Origin of the sequence: Acetobacter oeni (assembly GCF_011516825.1) — a bacterium.
Classification (GTDB): domain Bacteria; phylum Pseudomonadota; class Alphaproteobacteria; order Acetobacterales; family Acetobacteraceae; genus Acetobacter; species Acetobacter oeni.
Genome location: NZ_WOTA01000001.1, coordinates 219,454 through 241,174 on the forward strand (window position 1 = coordinate 219,454; position 21,721 = coordinate 241,174).

The window sequence follows — 21,721 nt, forward strand, 5'->3', positions numbered from 1 at the left end:
TCCATCGTGTCCCTGCTCATGCTTCCTCCATCCGTTTCCGCCCCTGCTCCGGCAAAGCGGCGAAAATATGGACGCATAGCGTCTATACCATCCGTTCCGGACTGTCGAAGTGAGCCAGATCAAGCCCCGCACTCTCTTCGCACAATCCGGTCTGTTTTACGGATGCGTCGTGCGGACAGCGGTGACTTCAATCTCGATCAGCCAGCCCGGATTGGCGAGGTGTGCCACTTCAAAAGCCGAACGAACAGGGAGATTCGGCTGTGCTTTTGTGCCAAAAAATTGCGTGTAGGCCTTCATCATGCCCGGAAAATCGATCTTTCCCAGCTTCGGGTCCGCAGCCATGTACATGTGCATCTGAATAACGCTGCCCATGGTCAGATTCAGCTTCGACAACTGATCCTGAATCTTCTCCAGCGCCCCGCGCGTCTGCGTTTCCGTGTCGCCATAAGCGGCAAGCGAATGCGCATCAGCCGTTTTATCGACCGGCGGCGCGCCCATGCCACTCAGATAAATTGTGGTGGCACCGGGCGGCACCTCAATCGCCTCGGCAATCGGGAAATGACTGGCCGGGTCCACATGACGCAGGACCGCATCCGCAGCCGACGCGCCGCTGACGCCGGAGAACCCGGCCACACCGGCACAGGCGAGCGCGACAAATGCGTGACGTGAGAAAAAGCTCATGGGCTATTCATCTTCCTTAGTGAGTTCAGGGCGCATCGGCGCGACATCCGTCGGCGTGGCGGCACCGCTGAAGTGGTTGCCAAAATGAGTGCGGATAAAGTTGACCACATCGGCAACCTGTTTGTCAGTCAGCAGCCCGGCGAATGATGGCATGCCACCATGCCCGTTGAGAACGGTATAAATCGGGAAATCCGCCGTCTGCAATTTCGTATTTCCCGCAAAACCGGGAAATCCCGAACTCGCCCCCGCAGCGCCTCTGCCGTCAGCCATGTGACAGCCCTGACAGACATGCTGATAAATCGCGGCCCCCGTCGTCAGCGGCTGCATCGGACCCGCGACCGATGACGCCGAGTCAGCCCGCGCCACACCCGGCGCCGCCAGTGTCGCAATGGCGCCGGACACAGCCGCCACCGCCAGAAAATAAGTCCCGAAGCGCATCACGCACCTCCCACAGCGCGTTTGTGCAGCGTCGTAATGGCCGCCAGCGAGGACAGAATCGCGCCCTCCTGCCAGCAACCGACATAAGAAGCGTGTTCACCCGCCAGAACGATCCGGTTATCCATGGTGACAAGCGTTTTGTAATGCTCCTTGCGAGCCTGTTCCGTCCATGCGCCGCAACAGCCAAGCGTCCACGGCACACGGCTCCACGCAAAACCGACGCCGTTGGAAAATTCTTTTCGATACTGCGGATGAAGCAGACTCCCCTGGCGGAGACCCTCTTCCACGCGCTGCTCCGGCGTCATCCCGGCAAAATCGAGCGCCGCCGGCCCGAACATGTAGCCACCAAGCAGAACCCCGGGTCCCTTCGAGAAAATCCCCGAACTCGGATAGGAAATCTGGCTGATCTGCTGCGACGTGAAGCTGATCCCCCCGTAAATCTGCTCATCCTGCTCCCAGAACCGACGTTTGAATTCCAGCCCGAGCTTTACCGACGAACCATAAGGCACCGCTGCAATCGCAGCCTTCAGCGGCGCGCCAACCTGCACATCGAGCTGCGAAAGAACGGGCAGGGGGATCGTGCACACGCAGTAATCCGCATCCACCGTCCGCACGGCATTTCCGGCCGCCATGTCGTTATACGTGACCTTCACGCCATGATCGTCCTGATGGATCGACGTGACCTTGCAGTTCAGCGTGATGAGATCATGCACCTGCCGGGCAAAGCTCTTGCCGATGTTGTCCATGCCGCCAACCGGCTGGAACATCGTCGTCTGCATGTCCAGACGCTCATGAAAGGCAATATACTGCCACAGACCCGAACTCATGATTTCGTCACGCGACATCAGACCGGACGGGATCGGCGCTCCGTCAATGCCGCCCCCCTGCGCCCGCTCGAAGCCACGGCGAAGCGAACTCCGGTTTCCCTTCGTCCAGGTCGCGTCATCACTGAGCCCGCCCCAGGCCTGCATGGCCGCCTTTACATGCTCCCGCTCATCCGGCGACATCACATCGTCAAGCTTGTGCTGTTCGACCGATTTGGAAATCAGCTCCGCCGTGTAGCCGAAGAAATCGCTCGCAAACTCGCGGTAACGCACCGGCTTGCCACCAAACGCGTCCGGTGAATGCAGATACGAATTATGATTCAGCTCGATAAACGGTTCCAGCGCCACGCCAAAAGCGTTGCAATAATGCAGCAGCCCCTGATGATGGTAAGGAATCCGCCATGGACCCGGATTGATATAGTTCCCCGGCGCAAACCCGACCTTCTGCGTGTGCCCGCCCATCTCGGTTACCGTATCGCCACCACGCAGCGTGATATTGCGGCCGCCCGGACGGTTCTGAAATTCGAGCACCTGAACGGCATAACCGGCCTTGCGCAGCTCATAGGCCGCCAGCATTCCCGCCAGCCCGCTGCCCAGAACCACAACCCGCGTGCCTTTCCGGGCCCCGGCAAGATTCGGCGGCCCCCTGAAATCCGTCCCCATCGCATGCCCGAGGCTCGTCATCGCCTGATAAAGACCCGCGCTGCCCGCGAGAAGTCCGATCCGGGTCAGCAACTGGCGGCGAGTAGGCGCCGTTTGCTGAGAAGCGTCTGCCATGCATCGTTCCTATTAAGTGATCAGAAAATAGCGTGCTCTTGCTGCGGAATGTTCCTGACACGGATCAATGCGGATTGTAAACGGGCCTGCGCACGACAAAAGCCTTTACCGCAGCACAACCCGTTTCAGATTCTCTCATTTCGTTTCAAGCGACGCCGCCAGGTCATCGGTAAACTGGACAGCAACACGCCCCGACCGGTTTCCCCGCGAAATCGACCAGGCATTCGCCCGCCGGCACAGCTCATCATCGGCAATCTCAAGCCCGCGCTCCTTCGCGTAAGCCCGCACCATGTCGAAATAGACATCCTGCGAACAGGCATGAAAGCCGAGCCACAACCCGAACCGGTCCGACAGTGACACCTTCTCCTCAACCGCTTCCCCCGGATTGATCGCCGTCGACCGTTCATTGTCGATCATGTCCCTTGGCATCAGATGCCGCCGGTTCGACGTGGCATAAAACAGAACATTCTCCGGCCGCCCCGCGATCCCGCCATCCAGTACCGATTTCAACGCCTTGTAATCCCGGTCCTCGCGCTCGAACGACAGATCGTCGCAAAACACAATAAACCGTCGGGAAGAGCCGCGCAGCAGCGCCAGCAGCTCAGGCAGCGTCGCCAGATCCTCGCGCTCGATCTCAATCAGCACCACAGGGCCAGAAGCAGGCCTCTCCGCATTAATCGCCGCATGACAGGCCTTGACCAGAGACGACTTGCCCATCCCCCGCGAGCCCCACAGCATCGCATTGTTCGCCGGCAGCCCCCGCCCGAAATGACGGGTGTTCTCCAGCAACTGATCCCGCTGCGAATCGACCCCCCGGATCAGCCCGATCGGCACATGAGCAACGTGAGCAACCGGATCGAGCCGGCCCCGCTCCGGCTGCCAGACAAAGGCATCGGCCGCGTCCAGACCACCCAGCGTGGCAGGCGGCGGTGACAGACGTTCCAGCGCGGAGGCGATCCGTTCCAGAATGGGGTGCAGCTCGGTCGTCATCGTCGGATCTCCGGAACGAAATGTGCTAAAGCGCGACATACGCCTCCCGGCCTTCAGCACAGGTTGACGCACGCCGCCTGAAATCTATGGTCCCGGCGTATCAGTCAGCCCGGACAGCCCGCAAGCCGTCCTTCAAAAAGTGAGCACGATGCCAGATTTCCTGATTTCCCCGGCTTACGCCCAGAGCGTCGGAGGCGCCGCAGGCGCGCTCGGCAGTTACGTCCAGTTCCTGCCCTATGTTCTGGTCTTCGGAATTTTCTATTTCCTGATGATCCGCCCCCAGCAGCAGAAGCAGAAGCAACTGCGCGAAAGCCTCAGCAAACTGCGCCGCGGCGACCGCGTGCTGACAGCCGGCGGCATCATCGGCCTGGTCCGCAAGACAGATGCCGATTCTGACGAAGTCGAACTTGAAATCGCACCAAACGTGCGCGTCCAGGTCCTGCGCTCGACAATCACCTCGGTCCTGACCAGCACGGAAAAACCCGCAAACGACGTTACGCCCGCGCCTAAAAGCTGAGGCCGTCTGCATCTGAATGAAAGATCCGTGCCGTTACCACAATAACTGCACGGTTCGCGGATCTTCCGATGCTGGCACTGATCGTGTCTTCGCGGACAGCAGCGGGGTCAGTCCCCGCGAGACCTTTAAGATCCCCACCCGTGCCCATGCGGCACCGTTTCTGTGGTCAGATCACAGAATGATAAAGAAACCGGCGATCACGCCTGCCGGAAACTTCGCATCACCAGATTTCACGAACTGAGTTCAGCTTTTCCATAGTTGCTGACCTGTCAAAACAGATAAAAATACTTACAGACAGATAAAGTAACAGAAGTAAAAATATCGGTTCCACAAAAAAGCGGCATATTACCTAAGGCCCGCCAAACGCCAGATACGGCAACACCAGAATGATCGCTGCAAAGACAGCGCTGAAGGCCGCCAGAACGCCACGCGGTAATGTTTGCCCGCCAAAAATAATCAGCACGACAAGCGGCACGATCGCCACCGCTTCCGCCTGAGCGACAAACAGCGCGTCAACATGAGAAATCTGGAGGATCGCCGGAATCAGCACCAGAATTGCCAGCGCAGCAGGGCAGACCGGAGCCGCCACCATCAGCAAGCGTAGAAAAAACCGGAACTCCGGAGCCGTGGCGACCCCGGAAACCGGCACATCATCAGGATTGTGAGGTTGTCGGTTATTGAGATCCATTCGCAATTAGATACGCATCCCGATGGCGCCTGTAAAGCATCATCGGGATGTCGCTGATCACATTCAGAACAGCTGGCGGAACACAATGTAGAGACAACCCGAAATCGCCATGGCAGCGGGGAGGGTGGTCACCCACGCCAGAGCCATGGACCGGAGCGTCGCCATCTGAATGCCGGAGCCGTTCGCCGCCATCGTCCCCGCAACACCACTCGACAGAATATGCGTCGTGGAAACCGGCAGACCGAAGCGTTCCGCCAGACCAATCGTGGTCATCGCCACAATCTCAGCCGAAGCCCCTTCGGCGTAAGTCATGTGCGTCTTGCCGATCTTCTCGCCAACCGTCACGACAATCCGCTTCCAGCCAACCATCGTGCCCAGACCCAGCGCAATCGCTACCGAAATCTTGACCCACAGCGGAATAAACCGCGTGCCGGCATAGAGATCGGACTGAAAAGCTTTCACCGTCTTCCTGTCATCCGCACTGAAGCTCTCGTTCTTCTCGCCCATCACCCGGATCGCATCCGCAACCAGATACATGTCAGTACGAACGTTCGGCACAGCCGCCGCCGGAACCGACTTCATCGAACCATAGGTGCGAACCGAAGAGGAAATGTCGCTGCTCAGAACAGCCAGGGCCGCAAACGTGTCCGGAGACGAAACCGACTTCGCCCGCAGCGCAGCGCCCACAGCCTCACGCGCCTTCATCTCATTCATCGTCACAGGCACATCGCCCGCATGAGCCTGGAAAACCTGACGCGCATGATCCGCCGACTGAATGAACGCCGGCATCGCACTCTCCGGCATCGCCCGGTTCAGAGCATACGCCGTCGGCGCCGCACCGATCAGGATCAGCATGATCAGACCCATGCCCTTCTGACCGTCATTACCACCATGCGAGAAAGACACGCCCGTGCACGTGAAAATCAGCAGACTGCGGATCCAGAGCGGCGGCGGCCTGTCGCCTTCAGGTGACTTGTAAAGAGACCTGTTTTTAATAAAAAACTTCATCACCAGAAGCAGAAGACCGGCCATCACGAACCCGCAGATCGGGCTGAACAGCAGCGCCGAGAAAACCTTCTCCACCTGGCCCCAGTCCACGCCCTGCGTCGCCGCGCCATCCGGCGCCAGAAGCTGATTCGCCAGACCCACCCCCATGATCGAACCCACCAGAGCGTGAGACGAACTGTTGGGAATGCCGAAGGCCCACGTGACCAGATTCCAGATAATGGCCGCGAGCAGCAGCGCGAAAATCATCGCGTACCCTGCCGTACTGCCCGCCTGAAGAATCAGTTCCACCGGCAAAAGCGTCACAATGCTGTAAGCCACCGCGCCCGTGGAGGTCGCAACACCAAGGAAATTCCAGAAGCCAGACCAGATAACGGCAACCAGCGGCGGAAGGCTGCGGGTGTAGATCACCGTCGCAACCGCATTCGCCGTGTCGTGAAAGCCGTTCACGAACTCGAACCCGAGCGCAATCAGCAGCGCGATTCCCAGCAGGACAAATGTCCCGGTCGCCAGCGTGCCTTCGTCAACAGCATGCATGTCACGCAGAATGCTGAACGCCGCAAAACCAAGCGCGCCGAGCAGCACGCCAAAAAAAATTGCAACATGAAGGGGCTTGTTGCCGCCTCCCATATCGGGACGAGATGACGGTGGCGTCTCCCGAACAGACCCCATGATCGTCTGAGACATGACTGATCCATATTTTGTTAACCAGTCCGGGCTTTACGGCAGCAGGACCGCTATTGCGATCAATGAAGCATGATCGTTTTATGACACGCACAGAGAGTCCGGAACCAGGCCTCCGGTCGAAATTCCTGCGCTCCGGACATCAGATAAGCTCATTAACTTCACCCCGAAGCCTTGCTTTTTCGTGGCCGGGAGGGCGCAATCCCCGACCAGTTCGAAGCTCGCAGAGGATTTTGCCGCATGAAACGGTTTCTCAACAGTCGCGAAACGCTGGTCACGGAGGCGCTCGACGGCCTGTTGCGTTCCCCCGCGGGCGCCAGCCTCTGCCGCCTGGACGGCTACCCCGATATCCGCGTCCTGATCAGAAAAGACTGGGATAAAGACTGCGGCAAAGTCGCCGTCCTCTCCGGCGGCGGCTCAGGCCACGAACCCGCTCATGCCGGCTTCGTCGGCAAAGGTATGCTCACCGGCGCCGTCTGCGGCTCCCTCTTCGCCTCGCCCGGCGTGGACGCCATCCTCGCCGGCATCCTCGCCGTCACGGGGAAGGCGGGCTGCCTGCTCGTCGTCAAAAACTACACGGGCGATCGCCTCAATTTCGGTCTCGCTGCTGAACAGGCCCGTGATCTCGGCCTGAAAGTCGAAATGGTCATCGTGGGCGACGACATCTCCCTGCCCGAACACCGCCATGCCCGCGGTGTCGCCGGCACCGTGCTCGCCCATAAAATCGCCGGCCACCTCGCCGAAAGCGGCGCGAATCTCGAAAAAGTGACCAGCACCACTCGCGAGGCCATCGGTAAAATCCGCTCCATCGGCCTCTCCCTGAGCGACTGCTACACCTATGACGAGGAATTCGAGACCAGGCTCGGCGAAGACGAAGTTGAACTCGGCCTCGGTATTCACGGCGAACCCGGCGCCAAACGCATCGAAATGGCCGACGCCAATAAACTGATGCGCCTCGCTGCCGACGAACTCACCGCAATCCTGCCAGAGAGCGGCGACGCGAAACACGCCCTGATGCTCAACAATCTCGGCACGACATCCATCCTGGAAATGCTCCTGCTGCTCGAAGCATTCTCGAAAACAAAGCTCGCGTCGAAAATCGTGCTCGTCGCCGGACCGTCACACTTCCTGACCGCCCTCGACATGAACGGCTTCTCCCTCTCCCTCATTGAACTCACCGACGAGATCGAAGCGGCCCTCCGGTCCCCCGTCGGCCCGACCGCCTGGACAGGCATGGCGCCGTGGCACGAACCCGCCACCGTTCCGGTCCCGGCCATCCCGGATGTCTTCTCCGCCATCCCCTCCGCCAACCCGATCCTCAAAGGCGTCGTGCAGCGGGGCGCCACCGTCCTGCTCGAAAACGAAGATGCCCTCAACGCCCTCGACGCCAAAATCGGTGACGGCGACGCCGGTTCCACCTTCGCCGAAACCGCCCGCGTTATCCGCGATCACCTCGACCGCCTGCCTCTCAACGACCCGAAAGCCCTGATGCAGACCATCGGCCGCCTCCTCGCCCGTCACGCCGGCGGCTCCAGTGGCGCGCTCCTTTCCATCATGTTCTCCACCGCAGGCCGCAGCGATCAGAAACGCTGGCAGGCCGCTCTGAAGGATGGCCTCACCGCCATGCAGGATTACGGCGGCGCAAGGGCAGGGGACCGCACCATGCTTGATGCCCTGATTCCCGCCATCGACGCGCTGGACGAAGGAAAAGACTGGAACACAGTCGTCACAGCCGCCCGCAAAGGCGCCGACGCAACCGCGAAAATGAAAACCGCCGCCGCCGGCCGCGCCTCCTACGTCCCGTCAGGCCATCTCGACAACATTCCCGACCCCGGCGCCGAAGCCATCGCCCGCCTCTTCGAAGCCATGAAACCAGGCGCCTGAACGCGTCATCCGGCTCGGTTCCCGTCAGGTGTCGTCGCTTTTCTCAGGACTTTGCCCTGAAACCCATCAAAGACCGGAGGCCGCCGGACACCTGTTTGTCGATAACAGATCGGGCGGCAGGGATTTGCCATTCCCTGCCGCTCTGACTCATTCCCGTGCAGGTAAAAATCAGCCGATCACAAGCGAAGGAGACGTAAATCCGCGCTTCTTTAGTCCGGATCGTTTCTTTGTGTAAAAAAATCCTTTTCCAGTATTCTTTTTTGCAACAAAAGCATTAAACAGACAGCGGATATATCGCCAATACACCCGGGGCCGGATACCTTCCCACCCTGCCGGTAAGATGATCCGCAGACCTGCCCACCTGTTCTGATGCTCGCCCTGCCCACCAGCACAGCCGAACAGAATCGCCATCGTATCGGGCGGGGCGCCCGGTCTCAGAATGAGGACCACACGCCCGACACAGACTCAGAGCAGACTAACAGGGGAACAAAACGTGTCGACTGTATGGAATCCGCATTTCGAGAGCCTTAACAACAAAAATCTCGAAACATGGCTTGCCGGGCTTCCCCGGACCGTTGCGCCGAAAAAGACAATTATCGTCGCCTCGGAAGAACGCTCGGGCAGCGAATGGCTCTGCCAGCTCATGTGCGCCACCGGCCGCCTCGGTCGCCCGTCCGAATATCTGAATGCCCCCTGGTTCCGGCGTTTCGTACCGGATTACCCCGAAGACGTGCCCGCCGGAATATCGGTCGCTCAAAGAGCCGGCACCACACCGAACGGGTGTTTCGCCATCAAACTCCATCCCTGGCATTTCGATAAACTTCAGGAAGCGCGGGCGGAGGGCAAAATGACCTTCGCGGAAGCCTTCCCCAATCCCTGCTTCGTGCGGATCATCCGGCGGGACATCCTCGGACAGGCCATTTCCCTGTCACGCGCACGGCAGAGCGGCAGCTACCACGCCCATGTGGAGGCAACAGGCCGCCCCGTTTTCAATGCGGACGAAATTACCGGATGTATCAGGGAAATCGCCACCAACCGGGAAAGATGGGAACTCTATTTCGCCCGTAACGGACTCACGCCGCTTGTCATCGAATATGAGACGCTCATGCGTGCCCCCGCGAAATCCATCCGGGACATCGCCCGCTATGCCAAAATCCCGCTCGGACTGTTTTTTAGAAAACCAGCAAAACCGATAGAAATTCAGAGAAATACCGAATCAGCCGAATGGCGCGCCGCTTATCTGAAAGTCGCAGGAGACCCGGGCTACCTCGATCGGGTGTAAGACTTTCCAGCCATGGCTCCCCTCGCTATAAAAACCGCCACTTAAAAACCGGCGCCGAAGAACAAATGGCCGGCACGAACCGCATCGTCGCCCCGCCGTCTGTTCTTCAGATGCGTCCCGTAAATTTGAAAGCAGGACTTTAACAATGCAGAACAGTCCTGTCGCGCCGTCCTTCCAGACGATATTCGAGAGCGATCTGAACTGCGCGCTCCACCCCGGGCTGGAAAAAGAAGCGCCCCATACCCGCCACACGCTGGATTTCCTGACAGACCGGCAACGCACCAGCCCTGACAGCTACACACATCTGCCGGAAGCAACCCTTCGCTGGTTCCAGCGCGACATCGCATCGGACGGCAGCTTCCTCATTCCATCGCCGTACACCGGCGAAATGATCCGCTCCGGCGACTCAATCGTCACAGCACAGCGAAAAGTCTTTTTCCGTTTCCCGTCCGAACCGCGCGTCCTGCTTGCCCAGGCCAATCTCGGGCGCGGCTACCCCATCGTCGCGCTCGTCCTGCTTGACCTGGGATTCGTGTTGCAGCTTGAGGAGCGTATCTGGGGCATTCAGGTCGAGGACGTTCTGCGATATCTCGAAGTCGTCAGGGCAAAGAACCTGGAAACGCCCCAACCCGCCCGGGCCATACAGCTTCTGACGGGCGACGAAAATTTCGCCCATCACCTGTGGAATCAACTCGGCGCTCTGCTGGAACTGGCCACGATCCGGAAGGGCAGGGAAGACGTTTCCCTGTTCTTCACTCATCAGTCTCTGGGGCCGTTAAAAGCTCTGTGCCCGACCATTCAGTCCTGGCCCACAGAGTGGATCGACATCGGTGAACTGGAAACGCTCAACCGGGCCGGAACAGTCACATTCTGTCCCGGCGGAATGCTGGTCACGCCCGAAGCAAAAAAAGCTGTCAGAAAAGTCGCTGAAACGAGCCAGTCCGCCCCGATACGGAAACTTATCAGCAGTCTTTCCGGCAAACACCCGATAATCTGGGTCAGTATCAGAACATCCTCCCGAACGGCGACAAATCAGACGGAGTTTCTGCGGGCGTTTTGTGATGCGATTTTCAGGAAACATCGAAAGGCCGTTATCCTGCTCGACGGCGTCTCTTATCCGCACGATTTCAGGAGTAACCCAAATTATCGTGTCAGCGGCATCGAAAAAACAGAGCGGAACGATCAGGAATTTATCGGAACATTTCTGAAATCGTATGCAACCTCACCGGTCCGTCCAGGTAAAAAATCAGTATTTCCCGCCTGCGGCCTCGATATTCTCGATTCAATATCGCTGGTCCATGAAGCTGATTTTTACGTATGTCACCACGGAACCGTGCAGCATAAAATCGGCTGGACCACAGACTGCCCGGGCGTCGTCCAGACAAACAGACGCGTCATCGCCATCCACCCCGGAAGATGGGTCGCGCTCCAGGCCGGATTGCAAAAAGAACCATTTTATATCGACGAAAACCTTATCGAGGATATCACCATCCCCGAAAGCGAGCAGTCGGCGGAAGACGCCTCCCGCAAGTTTGACAGCTACCGGATCACCGACATTCCGAAAATGGTCGATGTCATCATCAGCCAGATGGATGCCGTTATACCACCGACGAAAAAATCCGGGTTCAGCCTGTTCGGATGCAACATCAGGCTGCCCTCTCTGCTGAAGCGTTGAAATAATCCGGTCGGGTATTTTTCCTGAACCCGACAGAGCCATTCATCAGGACGGCAATACCGCCCGCTCCGCACCCGATACCGCCGGCTGCACATAGTCCCGGCGCCTCGGAAACGCCAGTGCAATCATGAAAGGCACAAGGACAGCGGACGGAAGCATGTACCGGTCGATGCCCCCGGTCGGATAAGCACTTGCATCGAGCAGCGCAACCAGTACGACGCGCAGCAAAGCCAGTGTCGAGATAAACAAAAGCCCGCACAGATTCCGATACTGAAACACCTGCTTCCGAAAAACCGCGACAAATCCCAAGGTCACCAGAAGAAAAACAGCAACAGCCGGACGATAGGCCGAAGCAAGAAATCTCAGAGTCGCACCAGCACGGACCGATTTTTCATCCGGATGACCCGGCACGGTCAGCGCTGTTCGCCTGTTCGCATCCCTGTCGAATTCCTGAGTGATCTCCGGCGGCACAACCCCCTGGGTCAGAACATTCTGCGGGTGATGCCCGGGTACAAGTCGTCTGAATGCCAGACTCAACGAAGCCGGGAAATAAGGCAGCCATACCCTCCAGTGCGGATCGACGAGCGCCAGAGGAAACCGGTCGATCGCAATATGCTGTGCCTTCGCGCCGGCTTCCAGTTCTGCCCCGACCTTTCTGTAAACCTCCTGCCGCGCTGCCATGGTGAGGGCGCCTGTATTCTGGGCCGCCTCGGTCAGAGCCCAGAGCAGCCATCCACCCGCGATCTCTTCCGAAACCCCGGCCTGATTTCGGGAAATATTCCGGAAAGTGTCCCCGACTTTTCCCTGCAACGACGGATACATCTTTGCAAAAGTCGGGCTGAGCTGGCTGGCCAGCGCCATCTGCTCATTGCTGAACGGAACGAAGTGAGTCTGTTTCCCGATATGGAGCCCCTGCATGGCATCATAAGCCCGGACAAAAGCCTTGCTCTGAAATATCTCAACAGAAGAATAGTAATTAAAGTATTTTATATTCAGACTATAAACTGCGAGCGTGGCAATCGCGACAGCAACTGATGTTGCGAGAAATCCGGATACATTCTTAAACAGAAGAGTTTTCTCTGATCGCCTGAAATAAAGCAGAATGGAACAAAAGAAAATCTCACTGAAAATCGCAAGCAAAAACAAGGCAGACTCAGACCGCGAATACCATCCGAGCGTGACTGAAACAGCAAAAAGACACAGATGCAGCCAGAAGGAGCGGCCCCGCGAACTGAAGACGTAGCACAACTCCGACGTACAAAGCAGAAGGATCGAAACAAGGAGACATTCGACCATCGCGAAATCGAAACATTCGATTGAATAGGGGGTAAATACTGTCAAAGCAAACGCGATCGTCGCAACCAGTATCGGCGTGCCCAGCCTGATAACGGCGGAAGACATTCTGAACGCGGAAAAAATAAACAGAGATTCAAATATAAGCCGAAGCGGAATACCGGTATTCCGGGATAAAGCGAGAAAGAGAGGAAAGACCGGCCGCCTGGCCAGACTACCGTCATTGTGCCAGTAGAGCGCATCAGACATCCAGAAATACTGGTAGGAATCCCAGGGCATGGCGATGATATCGCGACCCGCGATACAGTATAGTTTAAGAGCAGAAATCAAAACAACAGTCAGATAAAAAACTGACATATTATTGAGTGATCTGGAAACAGACCGAAGAAAATTCATAATAGCCATATCTGTTGCTGATCTGTCCGCATCAGTATCTAAAAAACAAATATCCGGCAACGAAAAACCGGACATGACAATATCCGATGACCCGGAAGCTTCCATTCCACGGATAAACAGGCCATTGCCAGCCACGAAACAGACGAAAAACCAGACAGGAAACAGGTCTCCGACAACCGCCGGCAGCCGCTACGAGATCACGCTCACTTTCATCTGCCGAACAGGCGCCTGACCACGCGGAGCGGAAACGTCACGCGCCATGACGTCGATTTTCTGATCTGGTTATAGCCTTCAGACAGTTTTTCAAACTCATCACGAACGGCCATTTCTTCCCGGGCCCTTCGCTTCATTCCGCTCTCAAGCTCCACATTCGCCGCGGATATTTCCCGACATTCCCGGGTTTTCTGGTCAAGCTCACGGCGCAGTTCGCCAATAACGGAGAGTTCACCGATATAGCGCTGCACCTGGACGTGCAGACTTGCGTTTGCTGCTGAAAGAAGACCATTTTCAGAAGTTTTTTCAGCACATTCCGCTTTGATACTCTCTTCGCGCGCTCTGCTTTCCTGTGTGGTCCGGCGCGCTTCACTGAGCGCGTTTTCCAGCGAGCCGATCGTTTCTTTTGCGACAGTCAAAGTGTTTTCAGTCCCGGAAATTCTGGTTTCCGGGCTGTCGAGAACAGTGCGGGTAAAAGGAAAGGCCGCCGGATCGGTCTCGTAATCATCGCTGGAATGAGCAACTGTTTTCAGAGCAGGAAGGTCACTCCTGCCAGAAGCCCATGCGGCAGTGAGCGCATCGAAATCCTGTTCTTCCAGCCCGGCCGCCGCTGCCCGGTGCGGCCGCCAGTGGTAAAGAATGCTCGCCAGCCACGCCGAAGGATGAATACGGGCGAGAGGGCCGTCTGATGTTTCTTCAGAAAAGCGGCTGAATACTTCGCTGTCTTCGCGAACGAAAACAAGGATGTTCTGGGCATACCACCATTTGACATCCGAAGATGACCAGAACCGGTCACGCAGAAAATCGAAACAGAGGTATCCCTGCCGGCGAAACAGAAGCGCCCAGAATTCAGGCCACTGCTCATTGATGTGCCCCGTCCCGTACTGATAAGGCACCGCCGCCGAAAACAGCACGACATCACTCAGACCCGTCAGATCTTCAACAAAACTTTCCGAGCGCGCGAACGGCAGATGCTCGGCAACCTCCAGACAAATCGCCAGATCAAAACGCGCTTCCGCCGTCCGGCCGGCAACGACGCTGCCAAGCCCGGGCGCCGAAAGATCCGCCGGCAAAAACAGATCCCGCCCCACGAGCAACTGCTCCGGTGAAACATAATCACCGTCAACACCCAGCCCGCGCGTCGCGCCATTCTCCATCGCCGCCCGCAGCCACGAGCCGACGCCACATCCGATATCCACAACGGATTCAGCGGGATGATAACGGAACAGTTCCGGCAGAACAGTGCGTGCCGACATCAGGCTTTCCGTGGCCTGGTCTTCGTAAAAAGCGGTATTGTAAAGGTCTGAACTGCCGTTTTTCAGATCATCGGATGTCACGGGCATACTCCGGCAGAGCTAATGGCAGGGCCGGCTCCGGCCTCTTGTCATCCGCCTCCATAGCATCCGCGATACCCTTTGCGCGAGACAGGAAAAAAGCCTGGCTGTAAGCTTTGTCCAGAGCTTCCTGCAGACGTTCATGAACAGGACATCCCGCTTCCTCACGTGCAAGCGTCAGAGCTTCCAGCCTGCGCGCTCGCCGCAGAAGACGCGCATAGTCCGGCCAGCTTTCCCGCCACGCCGCCAGAGCCCGGTCGATCTCGCAATAGTCGCGAATTTCCGGGTCCGGATGCATTTTGGCGAACAGATACTGCGATCGTCCCTGGCGCCAGGACCGGTCACAGAACTGATCGAAGGAAAGCGCCCGGATCATGATCGCACAGGCGTCCGGCTCATAAACAACACGTAACCCGTGCCGGGAGAGCCGCCAGCCCAGCTCGATGTCTTCACATCCGAAGCGAAATTCCGGCCGGAAAACGCCATGCCGCACCAGAAGGGAGCGTTTGCAGGAACTCCGCCCGCCCCAGAACTCCCGAAAGCTCAGAACCTGCCTGGGCTGAATCCACCCATACGAAAAAAGCTGCATCCCGACCTGCGTGACATGACGCATGAGCGGAAGGGATTCGATCTCCGGCGCAAGGACGGTCCGGCTCAGAACCGCCGTTTCCACCCGGGGATCGGACAGATGTGCCGCGAGATGCATGCAGAGAAATTCGGGCATCGTCACATCGTCATCGTCAAGAAAAACGACCACCGGCGCCCGCGCCGCAAACACACCGAGATTTTTAGCAGCCGCAAGCCCCGCCGCCCGCTGTGAGAAAATACGGAGCGGAAGCCGGTTGCTCCACGCCGCCAGAATCTCGCGCGTGTCATCCGTCGAGCCATCATCGACAGCTATAATTTCAAACCGGTCCGGCTGAAGCGTCTGGCTGGCAAGCCCTTCCAGCACCCGGGGAAGCAGATGCGCGCGATTATGCGTCGTCAGGATCGCGGAGATCTCAACCGTCATTGTGTAAAAATTTCCACAATCGAGAAGGCTTCATCAATTTTGAGATGTGGATGGCGGGCCAGCAGACAGTGCATCTCCTCATGAGCCTCGGAACTGCTGTAATGCTGCGCGGGCCGCCGGAGACGATGCGCCATCGTCACATCGTCAACAATCCCCATTCGGAGACCGGCATTTTCAATGATAACCGGCCAGATAAAATCCAGCCCCCAGCCCATGCGGAAATCGTTACTGAAAGGCAGAAGAAGCTTCACGGCATCGCGTCTGATACAAACGAGCGGTCCGATTTCAACAAACCGGGTCCGTCGCGCAATCACGCCGGGAAGCACCTGCACGATAGGATGATCCGTAAAGCTGTCAGGCGTCCGCGCCGGCTGACAAAGAGCCAGATCGTATTTCCGGGCATACCCCAGAAGACGATCGATCGTGTCTTCCGCCAGCTCAATGTCATCGTCGGCAATAATGACCCAGTCAAAATCCCGTGCATCGGTCAGGATCTGATTCAGCAGAATAAATTTTGGCGTCGGCCTGGTGACGACAAATCCGGTGCCGGGATGATCGTAACACCCATGCCCGCCCGGAGCGAGCGCCACCCAGCGCTGCGTAACGTCGTTTTCGCGGGCCGAGGCAAGACAGTAACCGACATGGGCAACGTTGCTGGGTCTGTCAGACAGATAAATGCCGACAGCAAGCACTTTATCCACCAATAATCTCCCGCAGGGTTTTCTCCACGACCTTACGCGAAAGAGTATTTATAATGTGGTTACGGCCAGCGACCGAAAGGCGCGTCCATAATTCATCGTCAAGATAAAGCCGGATCACCGCCTCGGCAAAAGCCGCCGGATCATCCTCGACAAGAATATCAACCCCGTCTTCCAGCCCCATGCCCTCCGCGCCCACGCCCGTGGCAACGACCGGCAGTCCGCCCGCCAGACTCTGGCCGACTTTTCCTTTCATGCCGGCACCGAAACGGAGCGGTGCCACAAAAATCCGGTGGCTGTCGAGATAGGGCTGCACCTCGGGGATGTATCCAACGACATCCACACCGGGAATCTCGCAAAGCGCCAGAATTTCATTGCCCATATTGGAACCGGCAATCGTGAACCGCACGTCCGGCAGAGCCTCGCGGATCAGCGGCCAGACCTCGCGAACAAACCAGAGCACCCCGTCGCCATTCGGCGTGTGCCAGAAGCCCCCGATAAAGAAGATATCTTTCCGCCCGCTTACCCCCGGCGGCTCCGCTTCATCAATCTCGAAAACATTCGGCAGAACCCTGACACATGCCCGGGGCGCAAGCGCCAGAACCGCCTCCCGTTCATCAGCCGTAACGGCAAGCGTCACATCGGCCGCCAGAGCAACCTCCACCTCTACATCCCGGACCCGACGCGCCTCCGCCAGCTTTACGTCGTCGCCAAGCACCAGAGCCTCCCGCTCCTGGCGCACGCCATGAAAATCGACCATGTCGAAGATAATCACGGCATCCGGAAAGTGCAGACGCACAAACGGCATGAAATTCAGAGCGATGCCGTAAAAGGAAATAAAAGCCCGGTCCAGCATCGGAGGCCCGTCACAGATCCATGACGCCAGTTCGTCAGCGCCATAGAGAACCCGGATGACCCCCAGTCTTTCAAGCGCATCCTCGTAATGTTTGCGCCCCTCCGGCGTCCCCGCCGTGCCCGGCTGCTGCTCCCGCGTAAACGCGGAGAGAAAAATGATCTTCCATCCGGATTTGTTAAGTATATCAATGATATTTAACAGACGCAGCCCGCCGGAATGCTGATCGTACAGCGGAAGCATGTCCGCCACGACAAGAATATGGCCGCGAATACGTGGGTGCACAGACAGCGCCGGGGACAGGTCCGCAGCCACAACATCAGGTGCCGCGGCAATAAGCGCCTGAGAGGCCGCCGGAAGAGCCGGAACCCCGTCCTCACCAGTGTCGGACAGACCGCGCAGCATCATCACGGCCCGGCGCAGAGGCTTCGTAAGCCGCCACGATGTCGACTGGTAAAACGCCTGAATAAAGGTCGTCAGCTGGATATTCTCAGCCCGAAGATGCTGACACTCCGCCTCAAGGCCCGGAAGACGATCCGCTTCCGCCTTCAGTTTTTCCGCGCGCTCCTCAAGCTCCGTCCGCGTCGCGCGCAAATCATCGCGTTCACACATAAGACGTGCGATTTCGCGATGCAGAATGGCTTCCCTCGGCGTGATGTTCGTCGCCGCCACGTCAATCCCGGGCGCGCTGGCGCTCGATGTATTCAGTTGATTCACTGCGCCGACCAGTTAAATATTACACAATTTCTCATTATATATTATTTTGTAAACTTCTTGTAGATGGAAAAAGACCGCCAGAGGCTGACCTTCCGCAGTCAAAAGAACTGCTGCCTTCCGGATACTCAGTCAGCATGCCGGAAACCCGAACCCGCTCCACGAAGCTCCATGCCGCGCTGTCATCCCTCATCCCGGTCGGACAAACACAGCCGGAGCACATCGCATCAGCATCTTCATCCGCAAAAAGAACACCCGGAAAGTCCGGGGCGGAAAACAGCACGAAACAGGAAACTTCTCAACCTCGCCAGATAGACGAGCCCGCACCGTATCAGAAGTGAAACACAGCCCGTCCGGACCGCGAAAGCAGGCGCTCAGCAACAGAGGATGATAACAGGTGTCCGTTAAAGAAACCGATACATCACCAGCGCATCCACCGGCCCCAGTGACGGATGATCGAACGCCTCCGGCAGCCGTCCGACCGTCTCAAATCCCAGAAACGTCCACAGCCGGACCGCCCGGACATTGGTGGAAATCACAAAATTGAACTGCATCGCCCGAAACCCGCTCTCACGGGCCAGTTCCAGAGATCGCAGACACATTGCCCGCGCCACACCCCGACCCGTCACGAACGATCCTGTTACATACCCGCAATTACACACATGCCGTCCGCCACCGGACTGATTGGCCCGGATATAGAAAGTCCCGACCGGCCGACCCGCTTCACAGGCCACAAATGTCCGTTTGTCCGGCGCCAGCCAGTAAGCCAGCATCGCATCCCGGCTCATGTCCCGGTCCAGCGCATACGTCTCCCCGTTCCGGATCACCGGCTCCAGAATCGCCAGGATCGCCTCGTCATCCCCGGCCCGAACCGCCCTGATCTCCATCTCACGCCTCCGGTGTTTCACGACGCCACCGGGCAGCCGGCACCATCAGCAGCGGAACGATCCCTGCCAGCGCCGCCAGCGCCGCCACCAGGAAAACCCCCGGCAGCGAAAAATACCGCGCCACCGTGCCGGAACACAGCGCCGCAATCCCGGCCCCGCTGTCAAAAAAGGCGTCGAACAGCGCAAAAGCCATCCCGCGCCGCGCCGCCGGAACCGTCGCCAGAACCGGCAGATTCAACAGCGGATAGCCCATCGAAAACCCGAACCCCGTCACAACCGTCCCCGCCAGCGCCATCACCGGCGTCGGCGCCAGCCAGATCACGCAAAGCCCGAGCGCCTCAACTACCAGACACATGACAGCCGGCCAGCGCGAACGGACCCGATCGCTCAGATCCGAAAACAGCACCCGCGCCGCCACATGACCGACGCCAAACCCCGCAATCCCGGTCCCGGCACTCCCCAGCGGCAGAACGCCCCATCCATGCGCCTCGTAATCCAGAGCCAGAAACGACGTAATCGCCGCAAACCCGCACGCATTGGCAAACAGCCCAAGCCCCGGAAGCAGAATCACCGCAAGCAGCGGACCAATGGGCGCAGCGTCATGATGATGCGTGACAGACCCGGGCCGGATGAAAAACGACACCCCGATCCCGACCAGAGGGATCAGCATGGAAACAACACATGCCAGCCTGAACCCGCCCGGCTGGCCATGGTCAAGCCACGCCCCGAACACCGATCCCAGAGCCAGCCCCGCAAACAGCCCGAGCCCAACCCACGACACCGCCCGCCCGACGCGCTCCGGCCCCGCCCGGTCAACCGCCCAGAGCCCGGTCCCGGAAATCACCAGTCCCTCGCCAATACCCATGAAAATCCGTCCCGAGACGATCAGCCCCGTCGCGGCCCGCCGCCCCGCAACGCCCGCATCGAGGAAAAAGTCAGAGACGGTGTAGGCCAGACCGCAAAACATCATCGCAACCAGCCCGGCCACAACCGCGAACTGCCCGCCCCGCCGGTCCGTCAGATGCCCGCACCACGGACGCGACAGCAACGTCGCAATCGATTCCAGCCCGATGATCCAGCCAACAAACGTCAGACTGTAACCGGCGTCCCCGTTCAGCCGCTGCGGCAGGATCGGCAGCGCAATCCCCATCGCCGTCATGCCCAGCAGCGTGATCCCGGCAATCCCCGCCGTGGCGGCCACACCCGACGACGCATGATTGCGCCCGCTCATCGGGCCGCGGAACGCCGCCGGATCAGACGCCTGCGCAGCCTTTCCAGAGCGGAAACCAGATCCAGCACGCCCAGCACATGCAGCAGCACGAGATACACTATGCCACCCAGCGGAACCTCTGCCGCAAGACGCATCCCCAGCCAGAACGTGATGTGAGCCACCGGCACCGGCAACAGGACATTGACGATCACCAGAACAACTCCCATCGCCAGCGCCGCCCCCGTCATCATCACAACCCGGTTGCGCGCCACCTCATCGATCCGCAGCGCATCCCGTCGGTAAAGCAGCATCGACAGAATCGTGACATTGACGATCGCCGCCAGACTGCTTGCCAGCGGCGGTCCGACATGCGCCAGAGGCCGCATCAGCAGAAGATTCAGGACCAGGTTGAGCGCCATCGTAAAGAACCCGACCTTCACCGGCGTCGAAGTGTCGCCACGCGCAAAAAAGGCCGGCGACAGCACCTTGATCAGCACAAACGCCGGCAGCCCCAGCGCATAGGCCCGCAGAGACTGCGCCGCCAGCGTGCCGTCCAGCAGCGTAAACGACCCGTGCGAAAACAGAACCTGCATGATCGGCGTGCCCAGCGCGATCAGCCCCGCCATCGCCGGCAGCGTCAGCATCAGCACGTAATCAAGAGCCCGCCCCTGGAGCCGGTGCGCCTCGTCATGCTCGCCCGCCGCCAGATGCCGGGTCAGAACCGGCAGCAGCGTCGTCCCCGCCGCAGCCCCCAGAACCCCGAGCGGCAGCTGGTTCAGTCGGTCGGCGAAATACATCAGCGACACACTGCCCGTCGGCAGCAACGTCGCAATAATCGTGTCGATCGTCAGATTGATCTGTGTGACACCGCTCCCGATCAGCCCGGGCAACATCCGGCGCCCAAGCAAACGAATACGCGGTGTCAGACGGGGGGGCAGGGGGGTGATGTCAAACCCGGCCCGCCGCGCCGCGATCATCAGCAACCCCAGCTGCACCACACCGGACACCGTGACACCCCACGCCGCCGCATGGGCCACGGAAGGGAAATAAGGTGTCGCAAACAGAATGAAGGCAATGCCGATGACATTGAAAGCCAGATAAGCCGCCGCTGCCATGCTGAACCGGTGCAGCCCGTTCAGCACGCCCGAAACCAGCGCCGCCGCGCAGATCAGCACCAGATAGGGGAACGTGATCCGGCTCAGCGTCACCCCGAGATCATATTGCGGCCCGTTGGCCACAAACCCCGGTGCAATCACCCGCAGAACATTCGGCATGAAAATCTCGCCGAGAATGCAGAGAGTGATCAGCCAGGTCAGCAGAACACCAAAGACCCGCCGCGCCAGCAGCCGCGCTTCCGCCTCGCCGTCTTCAGCCAGAATCGAAGAGAACAGCGGCACAAACGCCGCGTTGAACGCCCCCTCGCCAAACAGACGACGAAACATGTTCGGCAGCCGGAACGCCACCAGATACGCATCCTGCATCGGCCCGGCGCCCATGAAAGCAGCAAAAAGCTGATCACGAACCAGACCGAGAACACGGCTGAGCATCGTCCAGACACTGACTGAGAAGAATCCTTTAAGCATGAGCGCTTATAGAGAACCCATGACGTTGCCGGAAAGACCGCAGATCAAAGACTTTTCATCGGATTTTTGCCCGGAGGGTCTGC

18 protein-coding genes are annotated in these 21,721 nt (G+C 58.7%); 4 read left to right on the plus strand and 14 right to left on the minus strand.

Features of this window, described 5'->3' with window-relative positions; all coding sequences use genetic code 11:
• Positions 1 to 156: 156 nt before the first annotated feature.
• The 4 genes from GOB90_RS00935 to GOB90_RS00950 all read right to left on the minus strand — a co-directional run bounded on the left by GOB90_RS00935 (position 157) and on the right by GOB90_RS00950 (position 3,710).
• Positions 157 to 681, minus strand: a complete 525-nt coding sequence (locus GOB90_RS00935) for a RidA family protein (RefSeq protein WP_146891356.1) — start codon at positions 679 to 681, stop codon at positions 157 to 159.
• A 3-nt stretch (positions 682 to 684) separates the two neighbouring features.
• A complete protein-coding gene (locus GOB90_RS00940) occupies positions 685 to 1,119 on the minus strand; it encodes a c-type cytochrome (protein WP_146891359.1) in 435 nt (144 codons plus the stop codon).
• A complete protein-coding gene (locus tag GOB90_RS00945) occupies positions 1,119 to 2,720 on the minus strand; it encodes a flavin monoamine oxidase family protein (protein WP_146891363.1) in 1,602 nt (533 codons plus the stop codon). The genes GOB90_RS00940 and GOB90_RS00945 overlap by 1 nt, the downstream gene beginning before the upstream one ends.
• A gap of 135 nt (positions 2,721 to 2,855) precedes the next feature.
• Positions 2,856 to 3,710: an ATP-binding protein gene (locus tag GOB90_RS00950; protein ID WP_146891367.1), complete on the minus strand. Its 855-nt coding sequence runs from the start codon at positions 3,708 to 3,710 to the stop codon at positions 2,856 to 2,858.
• Positions 3,711 to 3,858: 148 nt separating this feature from the next.
• On the opposite strand from GOB90_RS00950, the gene yajC reads away from it, so the two are divergent.
• Positions 3,859 to 4,227 carry a preprotein translocase subunit YajC gene (gene yajC / locus GOB90_RS00955; protein WP_146891370.1) on the plus strand — a complete coding sequence of 123 codons (369 nt, stop codon included), beginning with the start codon at positions 3,859 to 3,861 and terminating at the stop codon, positions 4,225 to 4,227.
• A 349-nt stretch (positions 4,228 to 4,576) separates the two neighbouring features.
• Here the strand turns inward: yajC and GOB90_RS00960 are convergent, their stop codons facing one another.
• Positions 4,577 to 4,915: a hypothetical protein gene (locus GOB90_RS00960; RefSeq protein WP_146891373.1), complete on the minus strand. Its 339-nt coding sequence runs from the start codon at positions 4,913 to 4,915 to the stop codon at positions 4,577 to 4,579.
• A 63-nt stretch (positions 4,916 to 4,978) separates the two neighbouring features.
• The gene (locus tag GOB90_RS00965) at positions 4,979 to 6,595 is read right to left on the minus strand and encodes an inorganic phosphate transporter (protein ID WP_373322031.1); all 1,617 of its coding nucleotides are present in this window, start codon (positions 6,593 to 6,595) and stop codon (positions 4,979 to 4,981) included.
• Positions 6,596 to 6,844: 249 nt separating this feature from the next.
• On the opposite strand from GOB90_RS00965, the gene GOB90_RS00970 reads away from it, so the two are divergent.
• From GOB90_RS00970 to GOB90_RS00980, 3 genes are all read left to right on the plus strand, one after another.
• Entirely contained in the window at positions 6,845 to 8,488 is a 1,644-nt protein-coding gene (locus GOB90_RS00970) for a dihydroxyacetone kinase subunit DhaK (protein ID WP_146891379.1), read from the plus strand.
• Between the two features lie 493 nt (positions 8,489 to 8,981).
• Complete coding sequence (locus GOB90_RS00975) at positions 8,982 to 9,770, plus strand: Stf0 family sulfotransferase (protein WP_173571865.1); 789 nt, start codon at positions 8,982 to 8,984, stop codon at positions 9,768 to 9,770.
• A 145-nt stretch (positions 9,771 to 9,915) separates the two neighbouring features.
• On the plus strand, positions 9,916 to 11,445 hold the full coding sequence (locus GOB90_RS00980; protein WP_146891385.1) for a hypothetical protein: 1,530 nt from the start codon (positions 9,916 to 9,918) through the stop codon (positions 11,443 to 11,445).
• Positions 11,446 to 11,490: 45 nt separating this feature from the next.
• On the opposite strand, the gene GOB90_RS00985 is transcribed toward GOB90_RS00980, so the two are convergent.
• The 8 genes from GOB90_RS00985 to murJ all read right to left on the minus strand — a co-directional run bounded on the left by GOB90_RS00985 (position 11,491) and on the right by murJ (position 21,638).
• Entirely contained in the window at positions 11,491 to 13,095 is a 1,605-nt protein-coding gene (locus GOB90_RS00985; RefSeq protein ID WP_146891388.1) for a hypothetical protein, read from the minus strand.
• Between the two features lie 248 nt (positions 13,096 to 13,343).
• A complete protein-coding gene (locus tag GOB90_RS00990; protein WP_146891391.1) occupies positions 13,344 to 14,684 on the minus strand; it encodes a class I SAM-dependent methyltransferase in 1,341 nt (446 codons plus the stop codon).
• Complete coding sequence (locus GOB90_RS00995) at positions 14,671 to 15,693, minus strand: glycosyltransferase family 2 protein (RefSeq protein WP_146891395.1); 1,023 nt, start codon at positions 15,691 to 15,693, stop codon at positions 14,671 to 14,673. Before GOB90_RS00995 ends, GOB90_RS00990 begins: the two co-directional genes overlap by 14 nt.
• Positions 15,690 to 16,394: a hypothetical protein gene (locus GOB90_RS01000; protein WP_146891398.1), complete on the minus strand. Its 705-nt coding sequence runs from the start codon at positions 16,392 to 16,394 to the stop codon at positions 15,690 to 15,692. Before GOB90_RS01000 ends, GOB90_RS00995 begins: the two co-directional genes overlap by 4 nt.
• The gene (locus GOB90_RS01005) at positions 16,387 to 17,961 is read right to left on the minus strand and encodes a glycosyltransferase (RefSeq protein ID WP_146891403.1); all 1,575 of its coding nucleotides are present in this window, start codon (positions 17,959 to 17,961) and stop codon (positions 16,387 to 16,389) included. Before GOB90_RS01005 ends, GOB90_RS01000 begins: the two co-directional genes overlap by 8 nt.
• Positions 17,962 to 18,362: 401 nt before the next feature.
• Positions 18,363 to 18,845, minus strand: a complete 483-nt coding sequence (locus tag GOB90_RS01010; RefSeq protein WP_146891406.1) for a GNAT family N-acetyltransferase — start codon at positions 18,843 to 18,845, stop codon at positions 18,363 to 18,365.
• Position 18,846: 1 nt separating this feature from the next.
• The gene (locus GOB90_RS01015) at positions 18,847 to 20,076 is read right to left on the minus strand and encodes an MFS transporter (protein WP_146891411.1); all 1,230 of its coding nucleotides are present in this window, start codon (positions 20,074 to 20,076) and stop codon (positions 18,847 to 18,849) included.
• Positions 20,073 to 21,638, minus strand: a complete 1,566-nt coding sequence (gene murJ / locus GOB90_RS01020) for a murein biosynthesis integral membrane protein MurJ (RefSeq protein WP_146891415.1) — start codon at positions 21,636 to 21,638, stop codon at positions 20,073 to 20,075. The genes GOB90_RS01015 and murJ overlap by 4 nt, the downstream gene beginning before the upstream one ends.
• Positions 21,639 to 21,721 lie beyond the last annotated feature (83 nt).

What these genes read in the sequence shown, in the direction of transcription:
- GOB90_RS00935 (WP_146891356.1), bottom strand. Translation starts at nt 681, where the DNA reads ATGAGCTTTTTCTCACGTCACGCATTTGTCGCGCTCGCCTGTGCCGGT.
- GOB90_RS00940 (WP_146891359.1), bottom strand. Translation starts at nt 1,119, where the DNA reads ATGCGCTTCGGGACTTATTTTCTGGCGGTGGCGGCTGTGTCCGGCGCC.
- GOB90_RS00945 (WP_146891363.1), bottom strand. Translation starts at nt 2,720, where the DNA reads ATGGCAGACGCTTCTCAGCAAACGGCGCCTACTCGCCGCCAGTTGCTG.
- GOB90_RS00950 (WP_146891367.1), bottom strand. Translation starts at nt 3,710, where the DNA reads ATGACGACCGAGCTGCACCCCATTCTGGAACGGATCGCCTCCGCGCTG.
- yajC (WP_146891370.1), top strand. Translation starts at nt 3,859, where the DNA reads ATGCCAGATTTCCTGATTTCCCCGGCTTACGCCCAGAGCGTCGGAGGC.
- GOB90_RS00960 (WP_146891373.1), bottom strand. Translation starts at nt 4,915, where the DNA reads ATGGATCTCAATAACCGACAACCTCACAATCCTGATGATGTGCCGGTT.
- GOB90_RS00970 (WP_146891379.1), top strand. Translation starts at nt 6,845, where the DNA reads ATGAAACGGTTTCTCAACAGTCGCGAAACGCTGGTCACGGAGGCGCTC.
- GOB90_RS00980 (WP_146891385.1), top strand. Translation starts at nt 9,916, where the DNA reads ATGCAGAACAGTCCTGTCGCGCCGTCCTTCCAGACGATATTCGAGAGC.
- GOB90_RS00985 (WP_146891388.1), bottom strand. Translation starts at nt 13,095, where the DNA reads ATGTCAGTTTTTTATCTGACTGTTGTTTTGATTTCTGCTCTTAAACTA.
- GOB90_RS00995 (WP_146891395.1), bottom strand. Translation starts at nt 15,693, where the DNA reads ATGACGGTTGAGATCTCCGCGATCCTGACGACGCATAATCGCGCGCAT.
- GOB90_RS01010 (WP_146891406.1), bottom strand. Translation starts at nt 18,845, where the DNA reads ATGGAGATCAGGGCGGTTCGGGCCGGGGATGACGAGGCGATCCTGGCG.
- GOB90_RS01015 (WP_146891411.1), bottom strand. Translation starts at nt 20,076, where the DNA reads ATGAGCGGGCGCAATCATGCGTCGTCGGGTGTGGCCGCCACGGCGGGG.
- murJ (WP_146891415.1), bottom strand. Translation starts at nt 21,638, where the DNA reads ATGCTTAAAGGATTCTTCTCAGTCAGTGTCTGGACGATGCTCAGCCGT.